The 15,679-nt window shown below is 72.2% G+C and carries 14 protein-coding genes and 1 pseudogene; 3 read left to right on the top strand and 12 right to left on the bottom strand.

Annotated elements, in window-relative coordinates; genetic code table 11:
- Window positions 1-152 precede the first annotated feature (152 nt).
- The 3 genes from ACWDUZ_RS24225 to ACWDUZ_RS24215 form a co-directional block, all read right to left on the bottom strand.
- Window positions 153-1,178 carry a 6-phosphofructokinase gene (locus ACWDUZ_RS24225; RefSeq protein ID WP_451633884.1) on the bottom strand — a complete coding sequence of 342 codons (1,026 nt, stop codon included), beginning with the start codon at window positions 1,176-1,178 and terminating at the stop codon, window positions 153-155.
- 351 nt (window positions 1,179-1,529) lie between these two features.
- Window positions 1,530-2,258: a type 1 glutamine amidotransferase gene (locus ACWDUZ_RS24220; RefSeq protein ID WP_451633883.1), complete on the bottom strand. Its 729-nt coding sequence runs from the start codon at window positions 2,256-2,258 to the stop codon at window positions 1,530-1,532.
- A 19-nt stretch (window positions 2,259-2,277) separates the two neighbouring features.
- Window positions 2,278-3,516: a MurT ligase domain-containing protein gene (locus ACWDUZ_RS24215; RefSeq protein ID WP_451633882.1), complete on the bottom strand. Its 1,239-nt coding sequence runs from the start codon at window positions 3,514-3,516 to the stop codon at window positions 2,278-2,280.
- A 159-nt stretch (window positions 3,517-3,675) separates the two neighbouring features.
- Between ACWDUZ_RS24215 and def the strand changes: the two genes are divergently transcribed.
- Window positions 3,676-4,245, top strand: a complete 570-nt coding sequence (gene def / locus ACWDUZ_RS24210; RefSeq protein WP_451633881.1) for a peptide deformylase — start codon at window positions 3,676-3,678, stop codon at window positions 4,243-4,245.
- A gap of 21 nt (window positions 4,246-4,266) precedes the next feature.
- Here def and ACWDUZ_RS24205 read toward each other — a convergent pair whose 3' ends face one another.
- Complete coding sequence (locus ACWDUZ_RS24205) at window positions 4,267-4,911, bottom strand: TetR family transcriptional regulator (RefSeq protein ID WP_451633880.1); 645 nt, start codon at window positions 4,909-4,911, stop codon at window positions 4,267-4,269.
- A gap of 170 nt (window positions 4,912-5,081) precedes the next feature.
- Here ACWDUZ_RS24205 and ACWDUZ_RS24200 point away from each other — a divergent pair, with 170 nt between their 5' ends.
- Window positions 5,082-6,308, top strand: a complete 1,227-nt coding sequence (locus ACWDUZ_RS24200; RefSeq protein ID WP_451633879.1) for an acyl-CoA dehydrogenase family protein — start codon at window positions 5,082-5,084, stop codon at window positions 6,306-6,308.
- Between the two features lie 73 nt (window positions 6,309-6,381).
- On the opposite strand, the gene ACWDUZ_RS24195 is transcribed toward ACWDUZ_RS24200, so the two are convergent.
- The 8 genes and pseudogenes from ACWDUZ_RS24195 to ACWDUZ_RS24160 all read right to left on the bottom strand — a co-directional run bounded on the left by ACWDUZ_RS24195 (window position 6,382) and on the right by ACWDUZ_RS24160 (window position 14,947).
- Window positions 6,382-6,978 (bottom strand): cupin domain-containing protein, encoded by a 597-nt coding sequence (locus ACWDUZ_RS24195; protein WP_451633878.1) that lies wholly within the window; start codon window positions 6,976-6,978, stop codon window positions 6,382-6,384.
- 6 nt (window positions 6,979-6,984) lie between these two features.
- A complete protein-coding gene (locus ACWDUZ_RS24190; protein WP_451633963.1) occupies window positions 6,985-8,142 on the bottom strand; it encodes a cytochrome P450 in 1,158 nt (385 codons plus the stop codon).
- Between the two features lie 332 nt (window positions 8,143-8,474).
- Window positions 8,475-9,542 (bottom strand): annotated as a pseudogene (locus tag ACWDUZ_RS24185) (type III polyketide synthase); the annotation flags it as partial.
- A 519-nt stretch (window positions 9,543-10,061) separates the two neighbouring features.
- Entirely contained in the window at window positions 10,062-10,301 is a 240-nt protein-coding gene (locus ACWDUZ_RS24180) for a DUF6213 family protein (protein ID WP_028423261.1), read from the bottom strand.
- Between the two features lie 25 nt (window positions 10,302-10,326).
- Window positions 10,327-11,712 carry an NADP-dependent succinic semialdehyde dehydrogenase gene (locus ACWDUZ_RS24175; RefSeq protein ID WP_451633877.1) on the bottom strand — a complete coding sequence of 462 codons (1,386 nt, stop codon included), beginning with the start codon at window positions 11,710-11,712 and terminating at the stop codon, window positions 10,327-10,329.
- Between the two features lie 73 nt (window positions 11,713-11,785).
- Window positions 11,786-12,268: an NUDIX domain-containing protein gene (locus ACWDUZ_RS24170; protein ID WP_451633876.1), complete on the bottom strand. Its 483-nt coding sequence runs from the start codon at window positions 12,266-12,268 to the stop codon at window positions 11,786-11,788.
- Complete coding sequence (locus ACWDUZ_RS24165) at window positions 12,265-13,803, bottom strand: ATP-dependent DNA ligase (protein ID WP_451633875.1); 1,539 nt, start codon at window positions 13,801-13,803, stop codon at window positions 12,265-12,267. Before ACWDUZ_RS24165 ends, ACWDUZ_RS24170 begins: the two co-directional genes overlap by 4 nt.
- A 133-nt stretch (window positions 13,804-13,936) precedes the next feature.
- Complete coding sequence (locus ACWDUZ_RS24160) at window positions 13,937-14,947, bottom strand: NAD(P)/FAD-dependent oxidoreductase (RefSeq protein ID WP_451633962.1); 1,011 nt, start codon at window positions 14,945-14,947, stop codon at window positions 13,937-13,939.
- Between the two features lie 69 nt (window positions 14,948-15,016).
- Between ACWDUZ_RS24160 and ACWDUZ_RS24155 the strand changes: the two genes are divergently transcribed.
- A complete protein-coding gene (locus tag ACWDUZ_RS24155) occupies window positions 15,017-15,601 on the top strand; it encodes a helix-turn-helix domain-containing protein (protein WP_451633874.1) in 585 nt (194 codons plus the stop codon).
- Window positions 15,602-15,679: the final 78 nt, after the last annotated feature.

Genomic DNA, 15,679 nt, shown 5'->3' with positions numbered 1-15,679 from the left:
GCTCCTGATTCGTGGGGGTTGTGCGCTGTCTGACCGCAGCTGTGCGTGTCCGCCGCTGTCTGTCCGCAGCTGTCTGTCCGCACCAGACTAGAACCGCCCCCGGCCGCGACGGCGACCGGGGGCGGTGCGAGTCCGCGTGTGCCGTGTGTGAGCTACAGCACGCACTCCGCCTCGGCGTACCGGTCGGCGGGAACCGTCTTGAGGGTCTCCACCGCCTCGGCCAGCGAGACCATCACGATGTCCGTGCCGCGCAGCGCGGTCATCCGGCCGAACTCCCCGCGGTGCACGGCCTCCACGGCGTGCCAGCCGAACCGGGTGGCCAGCACCCGGTCGTACGCCGTCGGCGTGCCGCCGCGCTGCACGTGCCCGAGGATGACCGGCCGGGCCTCCTTGCCCAGGCGGTGCTCCAGCTCCAGGGAGAGCTGCCGGGCGATGCCCGCGAACCGCTCGTGGCCGTAGATGTCCTTGCCGCCCTCGTCGAAGTCCATGGTGCCGGGCAGCGGCTTGGCGCCCTCCGCGGCGACGACGATCGCGAACCGCTTGCCCGCCGAGAACCGCTCGCCGACCTTCTTCGTCAGTTCCTCGATGTCGAAGGGCCGCTCGGGAACCACGACGGCGTGGGCGCCGGCCGCCATGCCGGACTGGAGCGCGATCCAGCCGGTGTGGCGTCCCATGACCTCGACGATCAGCACCCGCTGGTGGGACTCGGCGGTGGTCTTCAGCCGGTCCAGCGCCTCGGTGGCGACGGTCACGGCGGTGTCGAAGCCGAAGGTGACGTCGGTCACCGAGATGTCGTTGTCGATGGTCTTCGGCACGCCGACGATGGGCAGCCCGTTGTCGGAGAGCAGCCGGGCCGCCTTGAGGGTGCCCTCGCCGCCGATCGGGATGATCGCGTCCAGTCCGAGCTCCTGGACGTGACCCCTGGCCCGCTCCACACCGTCCCGCAGGTGCTCGGGGCGGACGCGGGAGGAACCGAGGATGGTGCCGCCGCGGGCCAGGATGCCGCCGACCGCGTCGAGGTCGAGCTTGAGGTAGTCGCACTCCAGGAGGCCCTTCCAGCCGTCCCGGAAGCCGATGACCTCGTCGCCGTGGTCGGCGACGGCGCGGTGCACGACCGACCGGATGACGGCGTTCAGGCCGGGGCAGTCGCCGCCGGACGTGAGGACACCAATGCGCATAGCCCGAACAACCTTCTCCACCTGGGCATGGGACCGGACCGCGCTGTCCGGCTCGATCCCCGCCACCCTAGCGGCACCAGGGGGCAGGTCCGAACCGAGCGTCCGCCTGCTGGACGGGGCCGCTCACCTGTGCGGACGGCCCGTCAGACGGGCTGATCGCGCCGTGCTGACGGGCCGGTGCCCGCGAGGTCGCGCGAGCCGCGGAAGGACCGTTTCCGCGCGCCCCCGGACGCGCGCCGAGGCGGTTTCCCGGAGGCGCACATGCCGCTGGACGGCCGGCCTCGCGCGGGCAGGCGGCGTGGCCGCGTCGCGCGAGCCGGCCGCGCGGCTGGGCCGGCGGGGCCGCCGTTCCTACGCGGGCTGCTGCGCGGCCGCGATGCGCTCGCCGCGCAGGGCCTCGTACCAGCGGTCGTCGACCGGCGGCAGCGCGTTGACGTCGAGCGCCAGCTTCAGCAGCAGGTCCGCGATCTGCGGGTTGCGGGCCAGCACCGGTCCGTGCATGTACGTGCCGAAGACGGTGTCGTTGTACGCGCCCTCCGTGCCGTCGCCCGTGCCGTTGCCCTTGCCGATGTGGACCTGCGCGAAGGGGCGGGCGGTCGGGCCGAGGTGGGTGACGCCCTGGTGGTTCTCGAAGCCGGTCAGCTGAGGCAGGCCGAGACGCGGGTCGATGTCCGCGAGCACGTCGCCGACGCACCGCTCGCCCTCACCGCGCGTGGAGACCACGTCGAGCAGCCCCAGGCCCGGCTCGCGCTGGCCGAGGTCATTCACGAACTCGTGGCCGAGGATCTGGTACCCGGCGCAGACGGAAAACACGATCGCCCCGTTCTGCACGGCCTGGTACAGGTGCCCGTCGCGGCGCAGCCGCTCCGCCGCCAACCGCTGCGGCCGGTCCTCGCCGCCGCCGATCAGGTAGATGTCGCCGGAGGTGGGGATCGGCTGGTCGCTGCGCACGTCGAGGCGGGCCACGTCCAGGCCGCGCTGCCGGGCCCGGCGTTCCACGACGAGCGCGTTGCCCTGGTCGCCGTAGGTGCTCAGCAGGTCCGGGTAGATCCACACCAGCCGCAGTTGGTTGTCGCTCATGAAGTGGTCGTCCTCCTGGTCAGTTGCCGACGCGGCGGCGCAGGTCCTGGAACGCGGTGTAGTTGGCGATGACCTCGATCCGGCCCGGCGGGGCCTGCTGCACGGCCTGGTCGAGGTTCTCGCAGACCTGGAAGTGCTGGCCCGCGACCTCCAGGCGCACCGCGAGGTCCAGCTTCCGGTCACCGATCACGAAGAGCGGGTGGCCGGTCAGGCGCGTGTAGTCGACGTCCCACAGCCAGGAGGTGTCCGTGCCGTCGGCGCCGCGCGCGTTCACCGACAGGATGACCGGGGTGGGCGGCGGGTCGATCAGCGAGAACGTCTCCAGCCAGCCGGCCGGGTTCTTCGCCAGCAGCAGGCGCAGGTCGCGGCCCTGGAACTGCACCACGTCGTAGCGTCCGGCGACCGCCTGCACCTGGTACATCCGCTCCAGGGCGACCTGCGGCGGCACCCCGAAGACGGCGGCGACGGCCGCGGAGGAGGCGGCGTTGGCCTTGTTCGCGCGGCCCGGCAGCTGAAGGTGGATCGGCCAGGCCGAGCCGTGCGGGTCCAGCACGTGGTCGCCGGAGAGCGCCCAGCTCGGGGTGGGCCGGCGGAAGCCGCACTCCCCGCAGAACCAGTCGTCGCCGGGGCGCTGCATCACGCCGCCGCAGGACGGGCACGACCAGGCGTCGTCCTTCCACATCTGGCCGGCGGCGACCCAGATCACGTTGGGCGAGGAGGACGCGGCCCACACCACCAGCGGGTCGTCGCAGTTGGCGACGATCACGGCCTTGGAGCCGGCCAGGCCCTCACGCCAGTTCTCGGCGAGCATCCGGGTCTCGGCGGCCCGGTCCAGCTGGTCGCGGGACAGGTTGAGCAGCGCGATGCACTTGGGGCCGGTGTCGCGGGCCACACCCGCGAGGTACTTCTCGTCGACCTCTATCACGCCGAACTTGGCGTCCGAGCCGCCCGCCAGCGCGGAGGTGATGCCGGCCGGCATGTTGGCGCCGAGGGCGTTGGAGACGACCGGGCCCGCGGCCCGCAGCGCCTCGGCGATGAGCCGTGTGGTGGTGGTCTTGCCGTTGGTCGCCGAGACCAGGACGACGTCCAGGTTCTGGGCGAGCCGGCCGAGCAGCTCGGGGTCGAGCTTGAGGGCCACCCGACCGCCGATCACCGAACCGCTGCCGCGCCCCGCGGCACGCGATGCCGCCGCGACCGCCTTGCCCGCGGTCACGGCCAGCTTGGCCCGCGGCGTGAGCGGGTCCGAGTTGCCTGCCATCCGTCCTCGATCCTCCTTGCGTACGCGCCGCGCCTGAGCCATCCGGCAACGTGGTGTGGACCTCAGCCTATCGAGATCGGTTCGCACTCCCGAACCCCGGCACCGTCGCGACGCACGCGCGCCCTTCGCGCGTGACGACAGGACCGTACCCTTGCCGCCATGCCACACCGCTCGATCCCGGGCGCCCGCGGGCGCGTCCGGCCCCTCAGCCTGCTCTCGGACCCCGTGCTGCACGCGCCCTGCCGTGAGATCACCGGCTTCGGTCCCGCACTGTCGCGGCTCGTGGAGGACCTCTTCGCCACGATGTACGCCGCCCGTGGCGTCGGCCTGGCCGCGAACCAGGTGGGGGAGTCGCTCCGGGTGTTCGTCTACGACTGCCCCGACGACGAGGACGTACGTCACCTCGGGCACGTGGTCAACCCACGCCTGGTGAAGACCGGCGGCGTGGTGCTCCGCGGCCCGGAGGGCTGTCTGTCCCTGCCGGGCCTGGAGGCGGGCACCGAGCGGTACGACGAGGCGGTCGTCGAGGGCTTCACGGCGACAGGAGAGCCGGTCACCGTGCAGGGGACGGGGTTCTTCGCGCGCTGTCTTCAGCACGAGTGCGATCACCTGGACGGCGGCCTGTACCCGGACCGCCTGACGGGGTGGCGCCGGCGCAGGCTGCTCAGGCAGGCGGCGAGGGCGCCCTGGCACCGCGACCGGGTCGGTGGCGGAAGGCCCGGGCGCTGAGACAACGCGGGAGGTCCGGGCTCAGAATCCCGGGCCGCCCATCCGGTCCCCGGCCGCCGCGAGGCGGCCCCAGAGGAGGTCGGCCAGGCTGCGGACCAGTTCCGCGCGGGAGCAGGGGCGCTCGCCCAGCCACCAGTCCCCGGCCGCGTGCATCATGCCGACGATGCCGTGGCCCCATACCCGCGCCAGCTGCTGGCTGTTCGGGCCGAGGTCCAGGCGCTCCTCGATGACCTGGGCCAGCTCCTCGCCCATGCGGCGCAGCAGCGGGGCGGAGTGCTTGCCGACGTCGAAGCCCTGGTCGCCGCCCTGGCCACCCTCCGCCGGATGCATCAGGAAGCGGTACACCTGCGGGCGGGCCTCGATGGCCGCCAGATAGGTGTCCAGCGTCGACTCCACTCGTTCGCGCCGGTCGGCGGGGGCGTCCAGAGCGGCCCGCAGCGAGTCGAGCAGGGCGTCGGTGTGCCGCTTGGCGAGAGCGGCGTACAGGCCGCCCTTGTCGCCGAAGTGGCGGTAGAGGATCGGCTTGGTGATGCCGGCCTCGGCGGCGATGGCGTTCATCGAGGCCTGCGGGCCGTCGCGCAGCACCACCCGGTCGGCGGCCTCCAGCAGCTCGCGCCGTCGGCGGTCGGCGGACCGCTGCTGTTCGGTCCGCTGTGTGGTGTCCATGAGCTCTCCCCACCCGTGCTGATTCGGTGACGCCTGCGCAAACTAACACTCACCGGCCCCGGGACATCGAACGGGCTGCCGACGGCGGACAGCGGATTTGACTTTCCCTACCGGTCGGTAACAAAGTAGGGTTACCGTAAGTAACACGCAGGTGTGGCACTGGAGGGGACATGGCCGAGTTCACCATGGAGCTCAACGACGAACAGAAGGAGGTCCGGGACTGGCTGCACGGCTTCGCCGCCGATGTGATCCGGCCCGCGGCCGCCGAATGGGACGAGCGTGAGGAGACTCCCTGGCCGGTCATCCAGGAGGCCGCCAAGGTCGGCATCTACTCCCTCGACTTCTACGCCCAGCAGTACTTCGACTCCACGGGCCTCGGCATCCCCATGGCCATGGAGGAGCTGTTCTGGGGCGACGCGGGCATCGCCCTGTCCATCGTCGGCACCGGCCTGGCCGCGGTGGGCGTCCTCGCCAACGGCACCGAGGAGCAGATCGGCACCTGGATCCCCCAGATGTACGGCGACCCGAACGACGTGAAGGTCGCCGCCTTCTGCTCCTCCGAGCCCGACGCCGGCTCCGATGTCGCCTCCCTGCGCACCCGCGCGGTGTACGACGAGGCCAAGGACGAGTGGGTGATCAACGGCACCAAGACCTGGGCGACCAACGGCGGCATCGCCAACGTGCACGTGGTCGTCGCCTCCGTCGACCCGGAACTGGGGTCCAAGGGCCATGCCTCCTTCATCGTCCCGCCGAACACACCGGGCCTCGCCCAGGGCCAGAAGTTCAAGAAGCACGGCATCCGCGCCTCCCACACCGCCGAGGTGATCCTCGACGACGTGCGCGTCCCCGGCTCCTGCCTGCTGGGCGGCAAGGAGAAGCTGGACGAGCGTCTCGCCCGCGCCCGGGAGAAGGCCAAGAAGGGCGGCGAGCGCGTGAAGAACGCCGCCATGGCCACCTTCGAGGCCTCTCGCCCGGCCGTCGGCGCCATGGCCGTGGGCACCGCCCGCGCCGCCTACGAGGTCGCCCTCGACTACGCCGGGACGCGTGAGCAGTTCGGCCGGCCGATCATCGACAACCAGGGCGTCGCCTTCCAGCTCGCCGACATGCGCACCCAGATCGACGCGGCCCGGCTGCTGGTCTGGCGCGCCTCCTGGATGGCGGTCAACGGCAAGCCCTTCACGGCCGCCGAGGGCTCCATGTCCAAGCTGTTCGCCAGCGAGACGGCCAAGAAGGTCACCGCCCAGGCCATCCAGATCCTCGGCGGCAACGGGTACACCCGCGAGTACCCGGTGGAGCGCATGCACCGCGACGCGGCGATCTACACCATCTTCGAAGGCACCAGCGAGATCCAGCGACTGGTCATCGCCCGCACGATCTCCGGCATGCCGATCCGCTAGGCCCTGTCGTCACATTCCCGTCCTCCGCCCGAAGGGCGGGCCGCACGGACGTGCGCCGACAGGGCCCGGCGGCTCAGCGGTGCCTCAGCGGTGTCAGTTGTTCGATGTCGTAGCGTCGGCGCAGGTCTTCGATGGCCTCATGGTCCGGGGGGCCTTTGGTGCCCAGGATCTCCAGCAGCTCCTCGAAGTACCGCTCGTGGTCCGGGGGCGGCGAGGCCTGGAAGAACATCTTCGCCGGGGTCTCCGTGGGGTTGGCGAACGCGTGCGGGCAGCCCGGGGGCACCACGATGACCGTGCCCGGCGTCGCCCGCACGACCCGCTTGCCGGACGGGGACTCCCACTTCTGCCAGCGGTCGGGGGTCCGGATCCGCGGCTCGAAGGCGAGCACGTCCACCTCGCCCTCCAGCACGTAGAACAACTCCTCGCTGCGCGTGTGCACATGGGCGCCCACGTCGAAGCCCGGCGGGACCTCCACCTCGAAGGTGGAGGCCGTCCGGGAGTGCGAGCCGGTCACCTTGAACGTCACGCGTTGGGCGGGGGTCTGGACGACCCGGCCGTGGCCCGGCGGTACCAGCAGCCCTTCGTTCTCGGCGGGCGGGGCATCCTCGTCCGACGCCGGGGTTCGGCCGTCCACGACCGTGGTGAAGTAGGGCTCGTTCGTCGCCGTCATCTCAGCTCACCACGTCACGGGCAGGGCTTCGGGCCCGCGGATCAACGCGCTCTTGCGGAAGGGCACCTGATCCGGCGGCACCGCCAGCCGCAGCCCCGGCAGCCGGTCGAGGAGGGCGTCGACCAGCAGCTGCGCCTCCATCCTGGCCAGTTGGCCGCCCGGGCAGTAGTGCGGGCCGAAGCCGAACGCCACATGGGGGTTCGGGCTGCGCGAGAAGTCGATCCGCTCCGGGTCCGGGAACACGTCCGGGTCACGGTTGGCGGCCAGGTACGACACGTAGACCGCGTCGCCCGCCCGGATCCGCACTCCCTTGATCTCCACGTCCTCCTGTGCGATCCGCGACAGTCCGACCGCGTTGCGGTGCGGGATGTAGCGCAGCAGTTCGTCGATGGCCTGCGGACGGATCTCCGGCCGGGCGCGCAGCTGGTCGGCCAGCTCGGGCCGGGTCAGCAGGATGTAGAACATCTGCCCGCTGTTGTTGGTGAACGCCTCGCCGCCCATCTGGAGCAGCACCGCGAGACCCACGGCCTCCGCGAGGGAGATCTCACGGCGCTCGACGGCGGCGCCGAGCAGCGAGGCCACGTCCCCGGTGGCGCTCTCCGCGCGCGCGTCGATCAGCTCGGTGAAGTACGCGCCCATCTCCTCCTTGGCCCGCTCGCTGACGTCGGCGCCGTGCGAGGAGGACAGGATCAGCTGGGTCCAGGTGTGCATGCTCTGCCGGTCGGCGGTCGGCACACCCATCAGCTCGCAGATCACCGCGATCGGGAACGGGCTGAGCACAGCGCTGGTGAGGTCGGCGGGCGGGCCGGCCGCGAGCAGCTCGTCGAGCAGCTCGTCGAGCATCCGCTCGACACCGCGCGCGGTGAGCGCGGGAGCGACCGAGCGGCGCAACCAGGTCTGGTAGGGCGGGTCGAGGAAGCCCACCGCGCCACGGCTCGGGATGAAGTGCGGGGCGAGCCGGGTGACCTGCCGGTCCATGACCGCCTCCCGGCTGAACCGGGGGTCGTTGGTGACCAGCCGCACATCGTCCATGCGGGTCACCAGCCATGCCCAGCCCTCGCCGTTGGGCAGCTCGATGCGGGTGACCGGGCCCTCCTCCATCAGGTCGGCCAGCACCGGGTCGAAGTCGACTCCGGGCAGGTCGAACGCCGGCCAGTGCCGGATCGGGGGGAAGGACCCGGGGGCGGGCTCGGTGACGGGGGACGGTTCGGTGAGCGGAGGCGGCTGGGTGACCGGTGGGGGTTCGGTGACGGGGAGGGGCTCTGTGGAGGGCAGGGGTTCGGTGAGGGGCAGGGGCTCGGCGGGGCTGAGCGTCTCGGTGGTGGTGAGCGTCTCGGTCAGGGTCAGCGTCTCGGAGAGCGTCGCCTCGCTCGCCCCGGCCGGGCCGGCCACCGCGGTGGCCGAGGTCGCCCCGGCCACCCCTGAAGCCTCCAGCGCCCCGGTCGGCTCGGTCACCCCGGTCACGTCGGGGGCCCCGGTCACGTCGGCGGTGTCGGTCATGACCGGCCCCCGTTCTGCCAGCTGCCGACGGACATCTCCGCGGTGATGCCGGGCCCGAACCCGGCCAGCAGCCCGCGTGCGCGGTCCTCGACGCCGCCCTCGTCGAACAGACGGCGCAGCGCGTCCAGCACGACCGCGCTCGCGATGTTGCCGTACTCGGTGAGCGTGGCCCGGCTGAACCGGAACGCGTACGGCTCGACGTGCAGGAACTTGCTGAGGTCGTCGAGGATGCGCGGGCCCCCCGCGTGGATGATGTAGAAGTCCAGGTCGGTCGCGTCCCAGCCGTGCATGGCGGCCAGGTCCTGGAGGGCCGGGGCGAGCGGCTCCATCGTCGTCGGCACCCGCTTGTCCAGCAGGAAGTGGAAACCGGTCTCCCGGACGTCGTACGCGATCCAGTCCTCCGTCTTGGGGATCAGGTACGAACCGTTGCGCTCCAGCCGGACACCGGTGCCGCCGGTGCCGCGGACCACGGCGGCGGCTATGCCGTCGCCGAACAGGCCGTTGGACAGCAGCGAGCCGACGCCGAGGTCGGTCGGCTGGTAGCACAGCGAGCAGAACTCGCAGGCCACGATGAGCGCGTTGGCGTCCGGGTAGGCGGAACAGAAGTCGTGGGCCCGGTTGATCGCGGCGCCGCCCGCCGCACAGCCCAGCTGGGCTATGGGCAGCTGGCGGGTGGTGGAGCCGAAGTCCATCTCGTTGATCAGCCACGCCGTCAGCGAGGGCATCATGAAGCCCGTGCACGAGACGTAGATGATGACGTCGATGTCGGTGGTCAGGAGTTCGGCGTCGTCGAGCGCTCGCTGGATGACCGCGGGGACCCGGGCCTTCGCCTCGTGCTCGTAGAGCTTGTTGCGCTCTTCGAAGCCCGGGTGCTTCAGGGTCTCCTCGATGGGCTGGACGATGTGCCGGGTGTGCACACCGGTGTTCTCGATCAGCCGGAGGGCCAGCGGGAGTTGCGGGTGGTCCGCGTGACGGGAACGCGCGAGCTCCAGCGTTTCCTCCATGGTGATCACGTGTTCTGGAACGGACACCGAGGGCCTGCACAAAGTCGCCATGATCCGTGCCTGCTTTCGCCTTCCGGAAGGCCGGTAGCCCCCCGGTCAGAGGGTGGTGCACCCAGAAGGGTGGTCCACCCACGATCACCCGGGAGAGCGACGATCTCTCGCCGGACTACTCCAATCCGGCGATGACGGAACGGGGCCGCGGTGCCCCGGACCGTCCGGCCGGCCGTGCGCGGGAGGGCGGCGACCAGGAGAGAAGCGCAGATCAGGGGCTTGGGCGTCCGGGTACGGTGGGCGCGCTTCGTTGGGACTCCGCCATGGGCGGCACAAGGCACGGAGTGCGAGGGCGCGCGCGCCGCGCCAGGCGCGGAGGCGGGACGGCGGTGCGGCGTTCGGGGGGCGACGAAGCGACGGCTGGGCGGTCGGGAGGCGACGAAGCGGCGGTGGCGCGGTCGTAGGGGGGCGCGGTCTTCCGTGCGGGAGACGGCGCGGGTGGAGGAAGCGGCCGACGGCGGGGGGGAGGAGGAAGCGGCCGCGGCCCCGTGGCGCGGAGCGGTGCGCTCGTCGGGTCCCGCGCGGTGCCTATCCGGAGGCCGCTCCGCTGCTGTGCGCGATGCAGGCCACGTCGATCCGGTCGGCCAGTTTGGCGAGTTCGATGGTCAGCGCGGCCACCGTGTCCTCGTCGAGACCCTCCTGCCCGGCCTCGACCAGGCGCAGCCACCGGCCGCCCACCGTCCGCAGCAGCTTGCTCACATCGGCCGCGGCCACCTGCAAGGTACCGCGGTCGTCGACGATCAGAGGGAGAGTCACTTCGCGGTTCACACGAGGGATCGTAGCCGCGGAACGTTCACGCTCCGTGCCATACCGTGGTGATGTTGCAGAACTCGCGGATTCCGTGCCCGGACAGCTCACGGCCGTACCCCGACCGCTTCACCCCGCCGAAGGGGAAGGCCGGATGGGAGGCGGTCATCCCGTTGACGTAGACGCTGCCCGCCTCCAGATCCCGGGTGAACCGGTCGATCTCGGCCTCGTCGTGCGTCCACACGTTCGAACTCAGTCCGAACAGTGAGTCGTTCGCGATCAGTACGGCCTCGTCCGGATCGGCCGCGCGGTAGAGGGTGGCCACCGGGCCGAAGGCCTCCTCCCGGTGGATCCGCATCTCCCGGGTGATGCCGGCGAGGACCGTCGGCGGGTAGTACCAGCCGGGCCCGTCGGGGCGTTTGCCGCCGCACAGCACCGTCGCGCCGCCGCGCACCGCGTCGTCGACCAGTTCCTCCAGGTCCTTGCGGGCCTGCTCGCTGGACAGCGGCCCGATCTGGGTCTCCTCGTGCAACGGGTCGTCCATCTTCAGCGCCTGCATGCCCCGGACGAAGCGTGCGGCGAAGGCGTCGTAGACGTCGGTGTGCACGATGAACCGTTTGGCGGCGATGCACGACTGCCCGTTGTTCTGGCACCGCGCGGTCACCGCGACCTCGGCGGCCCGGGCGAGGTCGGCGGAGGGCATGACCACGAACGGGTCGCTGCCGCCCAGCTCCAGCACCGTCTTCTTGATCATCTCACCGGCGGTGGACGCCACGGCCCGGCCCGCGGGCTCGCTGCCGGTGAGGGTGGCGGCCTTGATCCGCTCGTCGTGCAGGATGTCGTCGACCGCGCGAGAGGGGATCAGCAGGGTCTGGAAGCAGCCCTCGGGAAAGCCGGCCCGGTGAAAAAGGTCCTCCAGGTACAAGGCGGTCTGCGGCACGTTCGAGGCGTGTTTGAGCAGTCCGACGTTGCCCGCCATCAGCGCGGGCGCGGCGAAACGGATCACCTGCCAGAGCGGGAAGTTCCACGGCATCACCGCGAGCACGGGCCCCAGCGGCCGGTAGCGCACCCGGACCTCGGTGGCGCCGGAGTCCTTCACGTCGGCGTCGGACGGTTTCTCGTCGGCGAGCAGTTCCTCGGCGTGGTCGGCGTACCAGCGCAGCGCCTTGGCGCACTTCACGGCCTCCGCGCGGGCCTGCCGGACCGGCTTGCCCATCTCGGTGGTCATCATCCGGGCCACGTCCTGCTGGTCCTCGACGAGGAGGTCGGCGGCCGCGCGGGTCAGGCGGGCGCGCTCGTCGAAGGCCGTCGTCCGGTAGGTACGGAAGGTGGCCTCCGCGAGCTGGAGCCGGCGCTCGATCTCCTCCTCGTCCATGGCCTCGTACGTCTTGAGCGTCTCGCCGGTGGCCGGGTTCACCGTGGCGATGGACATGACTGACCTCCCTGGGAGCGCTGTGCTTCGACCTTCCCGCGCGGCGGTGGCCACCGCAACGCGTAGTGCCTCGTCAGAGCGAGTGCTCCGCCAGCCGGTCGAGAAACGCGGCCTGGGCGGTCACGATCACCTCGCGGGCCCGGTCCAGGCCCAGCCACGCGACACGGTCGAGTTCCGGGAACTCCTGGGTCCGCCCGGAGCGCGGCGGCCACTCCATCAGGAACGTGCCGGGGGCCACCGTCGCCGGATCGAGATCGGCCTCGACCGCCCAGACGGTCACGATCTTGCCGTTCTTCTGCCGGACCTCGCCGAGCGGCAGGGCCTCGCCCTCGGGCGGCTCCAGCCCCAGCTCCTCCCGGAACTCGCGGCGGGCGGCCTCCCAGGCGGGCTCGTCCGGCTCGTACTCGCCCTTGGGCACGGTCCAGGCCCCCGCCTCACGCCGGGCCCAGAACGGGCCACCCATGTGCCCGAGCAGGACCTCCAGGCCGGCGGTGCCGTCGCCGGTGCGCCGGAACAGCAGCAGGCCGGCACTGTGCCCGCCCCGACGGTCGCTCACGGCGCGACCCCCGGGTGCGCGGCCAGCAGCGTCTCCACGGTGTCCGCCTCCTCGGGGCGCTTGTCCTCGCGGTAGCGCACGACCCGGGCGAAGCGGAGGGTGACGCCCGCGGGGTAGCGCGTGGACCGCTGGAGGCCGTCGTAGGCGATCTCGACGACCAGCTCGGGCCGCACGCGCACCCCCCAGCCCTTCTCCTCCACGGCCAGCTCCCGCAGCCGCTCGGTCTGCCAGGCCAGCATCGCGTCCGTCATGCCCTTGAAGGTCTTGCCGAGCATGGCGAAGGAGCCGTCGGCGGTACGGGCGCCGAGGTGGAGGTTGGAGAGCCTGCCGGTGCGGCGGCCGTGCCCCCACTCCGCGGCCAGGACCACCAGGTCGAGGGTGTGGACGGGTTTGACCTTCAGCCAGGACGCGCCGCGGCGGCCCGCGCTGTAGGGGGCGTCGAGCGCCTTGACGACCACGCCCTCGTGACCGCGCTCCAGGGTCCGGGCGAGGAAGTCCTCGGCCGCCCCGACCTCCTGCGACCCGGACACGACGGTACGTCTCACCCGTATGGGCTCCGGGACCAGCCGTGCCAGCTCGGCGTGCCGCTCGCTGAACGGCAGGTCGAGCAGGTCCCGGTCGCCCACCGACAGCGCGTCGAAGAAGACCGGCCAGACGGGGACCGCCTCGGCGGCCGTGGCCACGTCCAGCCGGGAGCCGACGCGCCCGGCGGTCTCCTGGAAGGAGCGCGGGCGCCCGTCCGACCCGAAGGAGATGACCTCGCCGTCCAGGATGAACCGCTCGCCCGGCAACCCCAGTGCGGCCGCGGTCACTTCGGGCAGCCGGCCGGTGATGTCGTCCAGGGTGCGGGTGTGGACCCTCACCGTGTCGCCGTCGCGGTGCACCTGGACCCGGATGCCGTCGAGTTTCTCCTCCACGGCGCACCCGCCCAGCTTGTCCACCGCCTCGGCCACGGAGGACGCGCTGTGCGCGAGCATCGGCAGGACGGGACGGCCCACGGTGAGCCGGAAGCGCTCCAGCGCCGCCGGGCCGTCCGCGAGCAGCGCCTGGGCCACGGTCTGCAGCGACCCGGCCAGCATCACCGCGCGCCGCACGTCCGCCGCCGGTGCGCCCGTCGCGGCGGCCAGCCCCTCCACGGCGACGGCGTCCAGCGCCCCCTGCCGGACCTCCCCGGTGAGCAGGCCCCGCAGGAAGCGCTGCTCGTCCTCGGTGGCCGCGCCCATCAACTCGCCGACGATCCGGGCGCGTTCCGTCTGCGAGCCGGGCCCGGACACCTTGCCCAGCTCGCTCAGCCGGGCGTCCACCGCGCGCACGGTGAGCGACGGCGCGGCGGCCGGGGGGACCGGGCGGCCGAGCACCTTCCAGCCCACCCCGAGGCGCCCCTGCGGCAGCCGTCCCGCCAGATACGGGATGACGATCGGCACGTCGCCGGCGTCCGCCTCCCGGAACAGCTCCGCGAGCAGCGCGGTCTTCCGGGACCGCGCCGAGGTCGCCGCGACCTCCCGTGACACCTCCGCCAGCCGCGCGAGCAACATGCAGCCATGGTGCACCGCGGGCCGCCGGCGCACACCCGGGCGGCACGAACTGTTCTCGGAGTGCGGTTCGTGCGCGTCACGGGTCGTCCGCGACCCACGGTTCATCCGTGGGGCTCGGTCCCTTCCCGCGGCGCTACGCCCGGGCGGTGGCCTGCGTGGTGCCCCGTGCCGCCAACGCCGCGTCGAGGTCGGTGAACAGCAGTTCGCCGTTGATCGCCGCACCGGCCCGGTAGCCCCGGCTGGCCGCGTTGATCACCTGTTCGGTGAAGCCGCCGGCGTTGCCGACGGCCCACAGGCCGGGGACGGTCGTCAGGCCGCGCTCGTCGATCACGGGGTAGGCGCCGAAGGGCGTCTCGCGCAGCTCGGCGCCCAGCCGCCGCAGGAGTTCGGTGCGCGGCACGGCACGAGGGGCGACGAACAGCACCTCACGAGCGTGCGTCGGGCCTCCCCCGGAGGAAGTGCCCCCGGCGAGCCGGACTCCGGTCAGCCGGTCGGCCTCGACGACCACACCCGCCACCTCGCCCGGCACCACGTCGACCCCGGCCGCGGCCAGTCTGCGCAGATCGTCGTCGGAGAGTTCCTCCTCACCGACCTGGTGCAGGAACAGGGTCACGTCCTTGGACCACTGGGTGACCATCAGTGCCTGGTGCACGCTCAGCGGGCTCGTGGCGAGCACGCCGAAGGCCCGGTCGCGGACCTCCCAGCCGTGGCAGTACGGGCAGTGCAGCACGTCCCGGCCGAAGCGCTCGGCCACGCCCGGGACCGCCGGGAGCTCGTCCTTCAGTCCGGTGGCGACGACCAGGTGCCGGGCGTGGACGGTGCCGCCGCCCGCCAGGGTGACATCGAACTCGCCGGTCGCGCCGCGGACGGCGTCCACCGCCCGGTCCCGGACCAGGCCGACCCCGTACCGTGCGATCTCCTCCCGGCCGACGGCCAGGAATTCGGCCGGTGACATGCCGTCCCGGGACAGAAAGCCCTGCATGTGCGCGCTGGGCGCGTTGCGCGGCTCGCCCGCGTCGACGACCAGCGTGCGTCGCCGGGCGCGGCCGAGGACCAGCGCGGCGGACAGCCCGGCCGCCCCGCCTCCGACGACGACCGCTTCGTAGTGCTCGGTCCTGGGATGCTTCTCGGTCACGGTGACCACCTCCACCGGTGACGATCGCCTCAGCCATGCCGGATTGACAAACATTCTTGCTGATTCTGCAATGGCGACATGACGACAGACGACGTACTGGCCGGTGTGGGGCCCAGGCTGCGGCGGATCCGCAAGGATCGCGAGGTGACCCTGGCCGCACTGTCGGAGGCGACCGGCATCTCCGTGAGCACTCTCTCACGGCTGGAGTCCGGCCTGCGCAGACCGAGCCTGGAGCTGCTGCTGCCCATCGCACAGGCGCATCAGGTGCCTCTGGACGAGCTGGTCGGCGCCCCTCCGGTGGGCGATCCCCGGGTGCGGGCCAAGCCGATCGTGCGCGGGGGCCGCACCCACTGGCCGCTGACCAGGCAGCCGGGCGGCCTGCAGGCGTTCAAGGTCCTCGAACCACGGCGCCGTCTCGAACCGGAGCCCCGGACCCACGAGGGGTACGAGTGGCTGTACGTGCTCTCCGGGAAGCTGCGGCTGGTGCTGGGCGAGCACGACGTGGTGCTCACGGCGGGCGAGGCGGCGGAGTTCGACACGCGTGTGCCGCACTGGTTCGGCTCGACGGGGGAGGGGCCCGTGGAGTTCCTGAGCCTGTTCGGGCCGCAGGGCGAGCGCATGCACGTACGGGCACGGCCGTCGCGGCGCGGCGAAGACGACTGACGACCGGTGTTCCCGGATGGGCAAGCGACCGCTTAGTATGCCTCTGGTCGGGCCCGGTCCGACTGTCCCAGTGTCCGA

The sequence above is a fragment of the Streptomyces sp. NPDC003393 genome (assembly GCF_053589015.1).
Note: the sequence above shows the minus strand (reverse complement) of the source record. Positions and strands in the feature narration are given on the sequence as shown.

What these genes read in the sequence shown, in the direction of transcription:
- ACWDUZ_RS24225 (WP_451633884.1), bottom strand. Translation starts at nt 1,178, where the DNA reads ATGCGCATTGGTGTCCTCACGTCCGGCGGCGACTGCCCCGGCCTGAAC.
- ACWDUZ_RS24220 (WP_451633883.1), bottom strand. Translation starts at nt 2,258, where the DNA reads ATGAGCGACAACCAACTGCGGCTGGTGTGGATCTACCCGGACCTGCTG.
- ACWDUZ_RS24215 (WP_451633882.1), bottom strand. Translation starts at nt 3,516, where the DNA reads ATGGCAGGCAACTCGGACCCGCTCACGCCGCGGGCCAAGCTGGCCGTG.
- def (WP_451633881.1), top strand. Translation starts at nt 3,676, where the DNA reads ATGCCACACCGCTCGATCCCGGGCGCCCGCGGGCGCGTCCGGCCCCTC.
- ACWDUZ_RS24205 (WP_451633880.1), bottom strand. Translation starts at nt 4,911, where the DNA reads ATGGACACCACACAGCGGACCGAACAGCAGCGGTCCGCCGACCGCCGA.
- ACWDUZ_RS24200 (WP_451633879.1), top strand. Translation starts at nt 5,082, where the DNA reads ATGGCCGAGTTCACCATGGAGCTCAACGACGAACAGAAGGAGGTCCGG.
- ACWDUZ_RS24195 (WP_451633878.1), bottom strand. Translation starts at nt 6,978, where the DNA reads ATGACGGCGACGAACGAGCCCTACTTCACCACGGTCGTGGACGGCCGA.
- ACWDUZ_RS24175 (WP_451633877.1), bottom strand. Translation starts at nt 11,712, where the DNA reads ATGTCCATCGCCACGGTGAACCCGGCCACCGGCGAGACGCTCAAGACG.
- ACWDUZ_RS24165 (WP_451633875.1), bottom strand. Translation starts at nt 13,803, where the DNA reads ATGTTGCTCGCGCGGCTGGCGGAGGTGTCACGGGAGGTCGCGGCGACC.
- ACWDUZ_RS24155 (WP_451633874.1), top strand. Translation starts at nt 15,017, where the DNA reads ATGACGACAGACGACGTACTGGCCGGTGTGGGGCCCAGGCTGCGGCGG.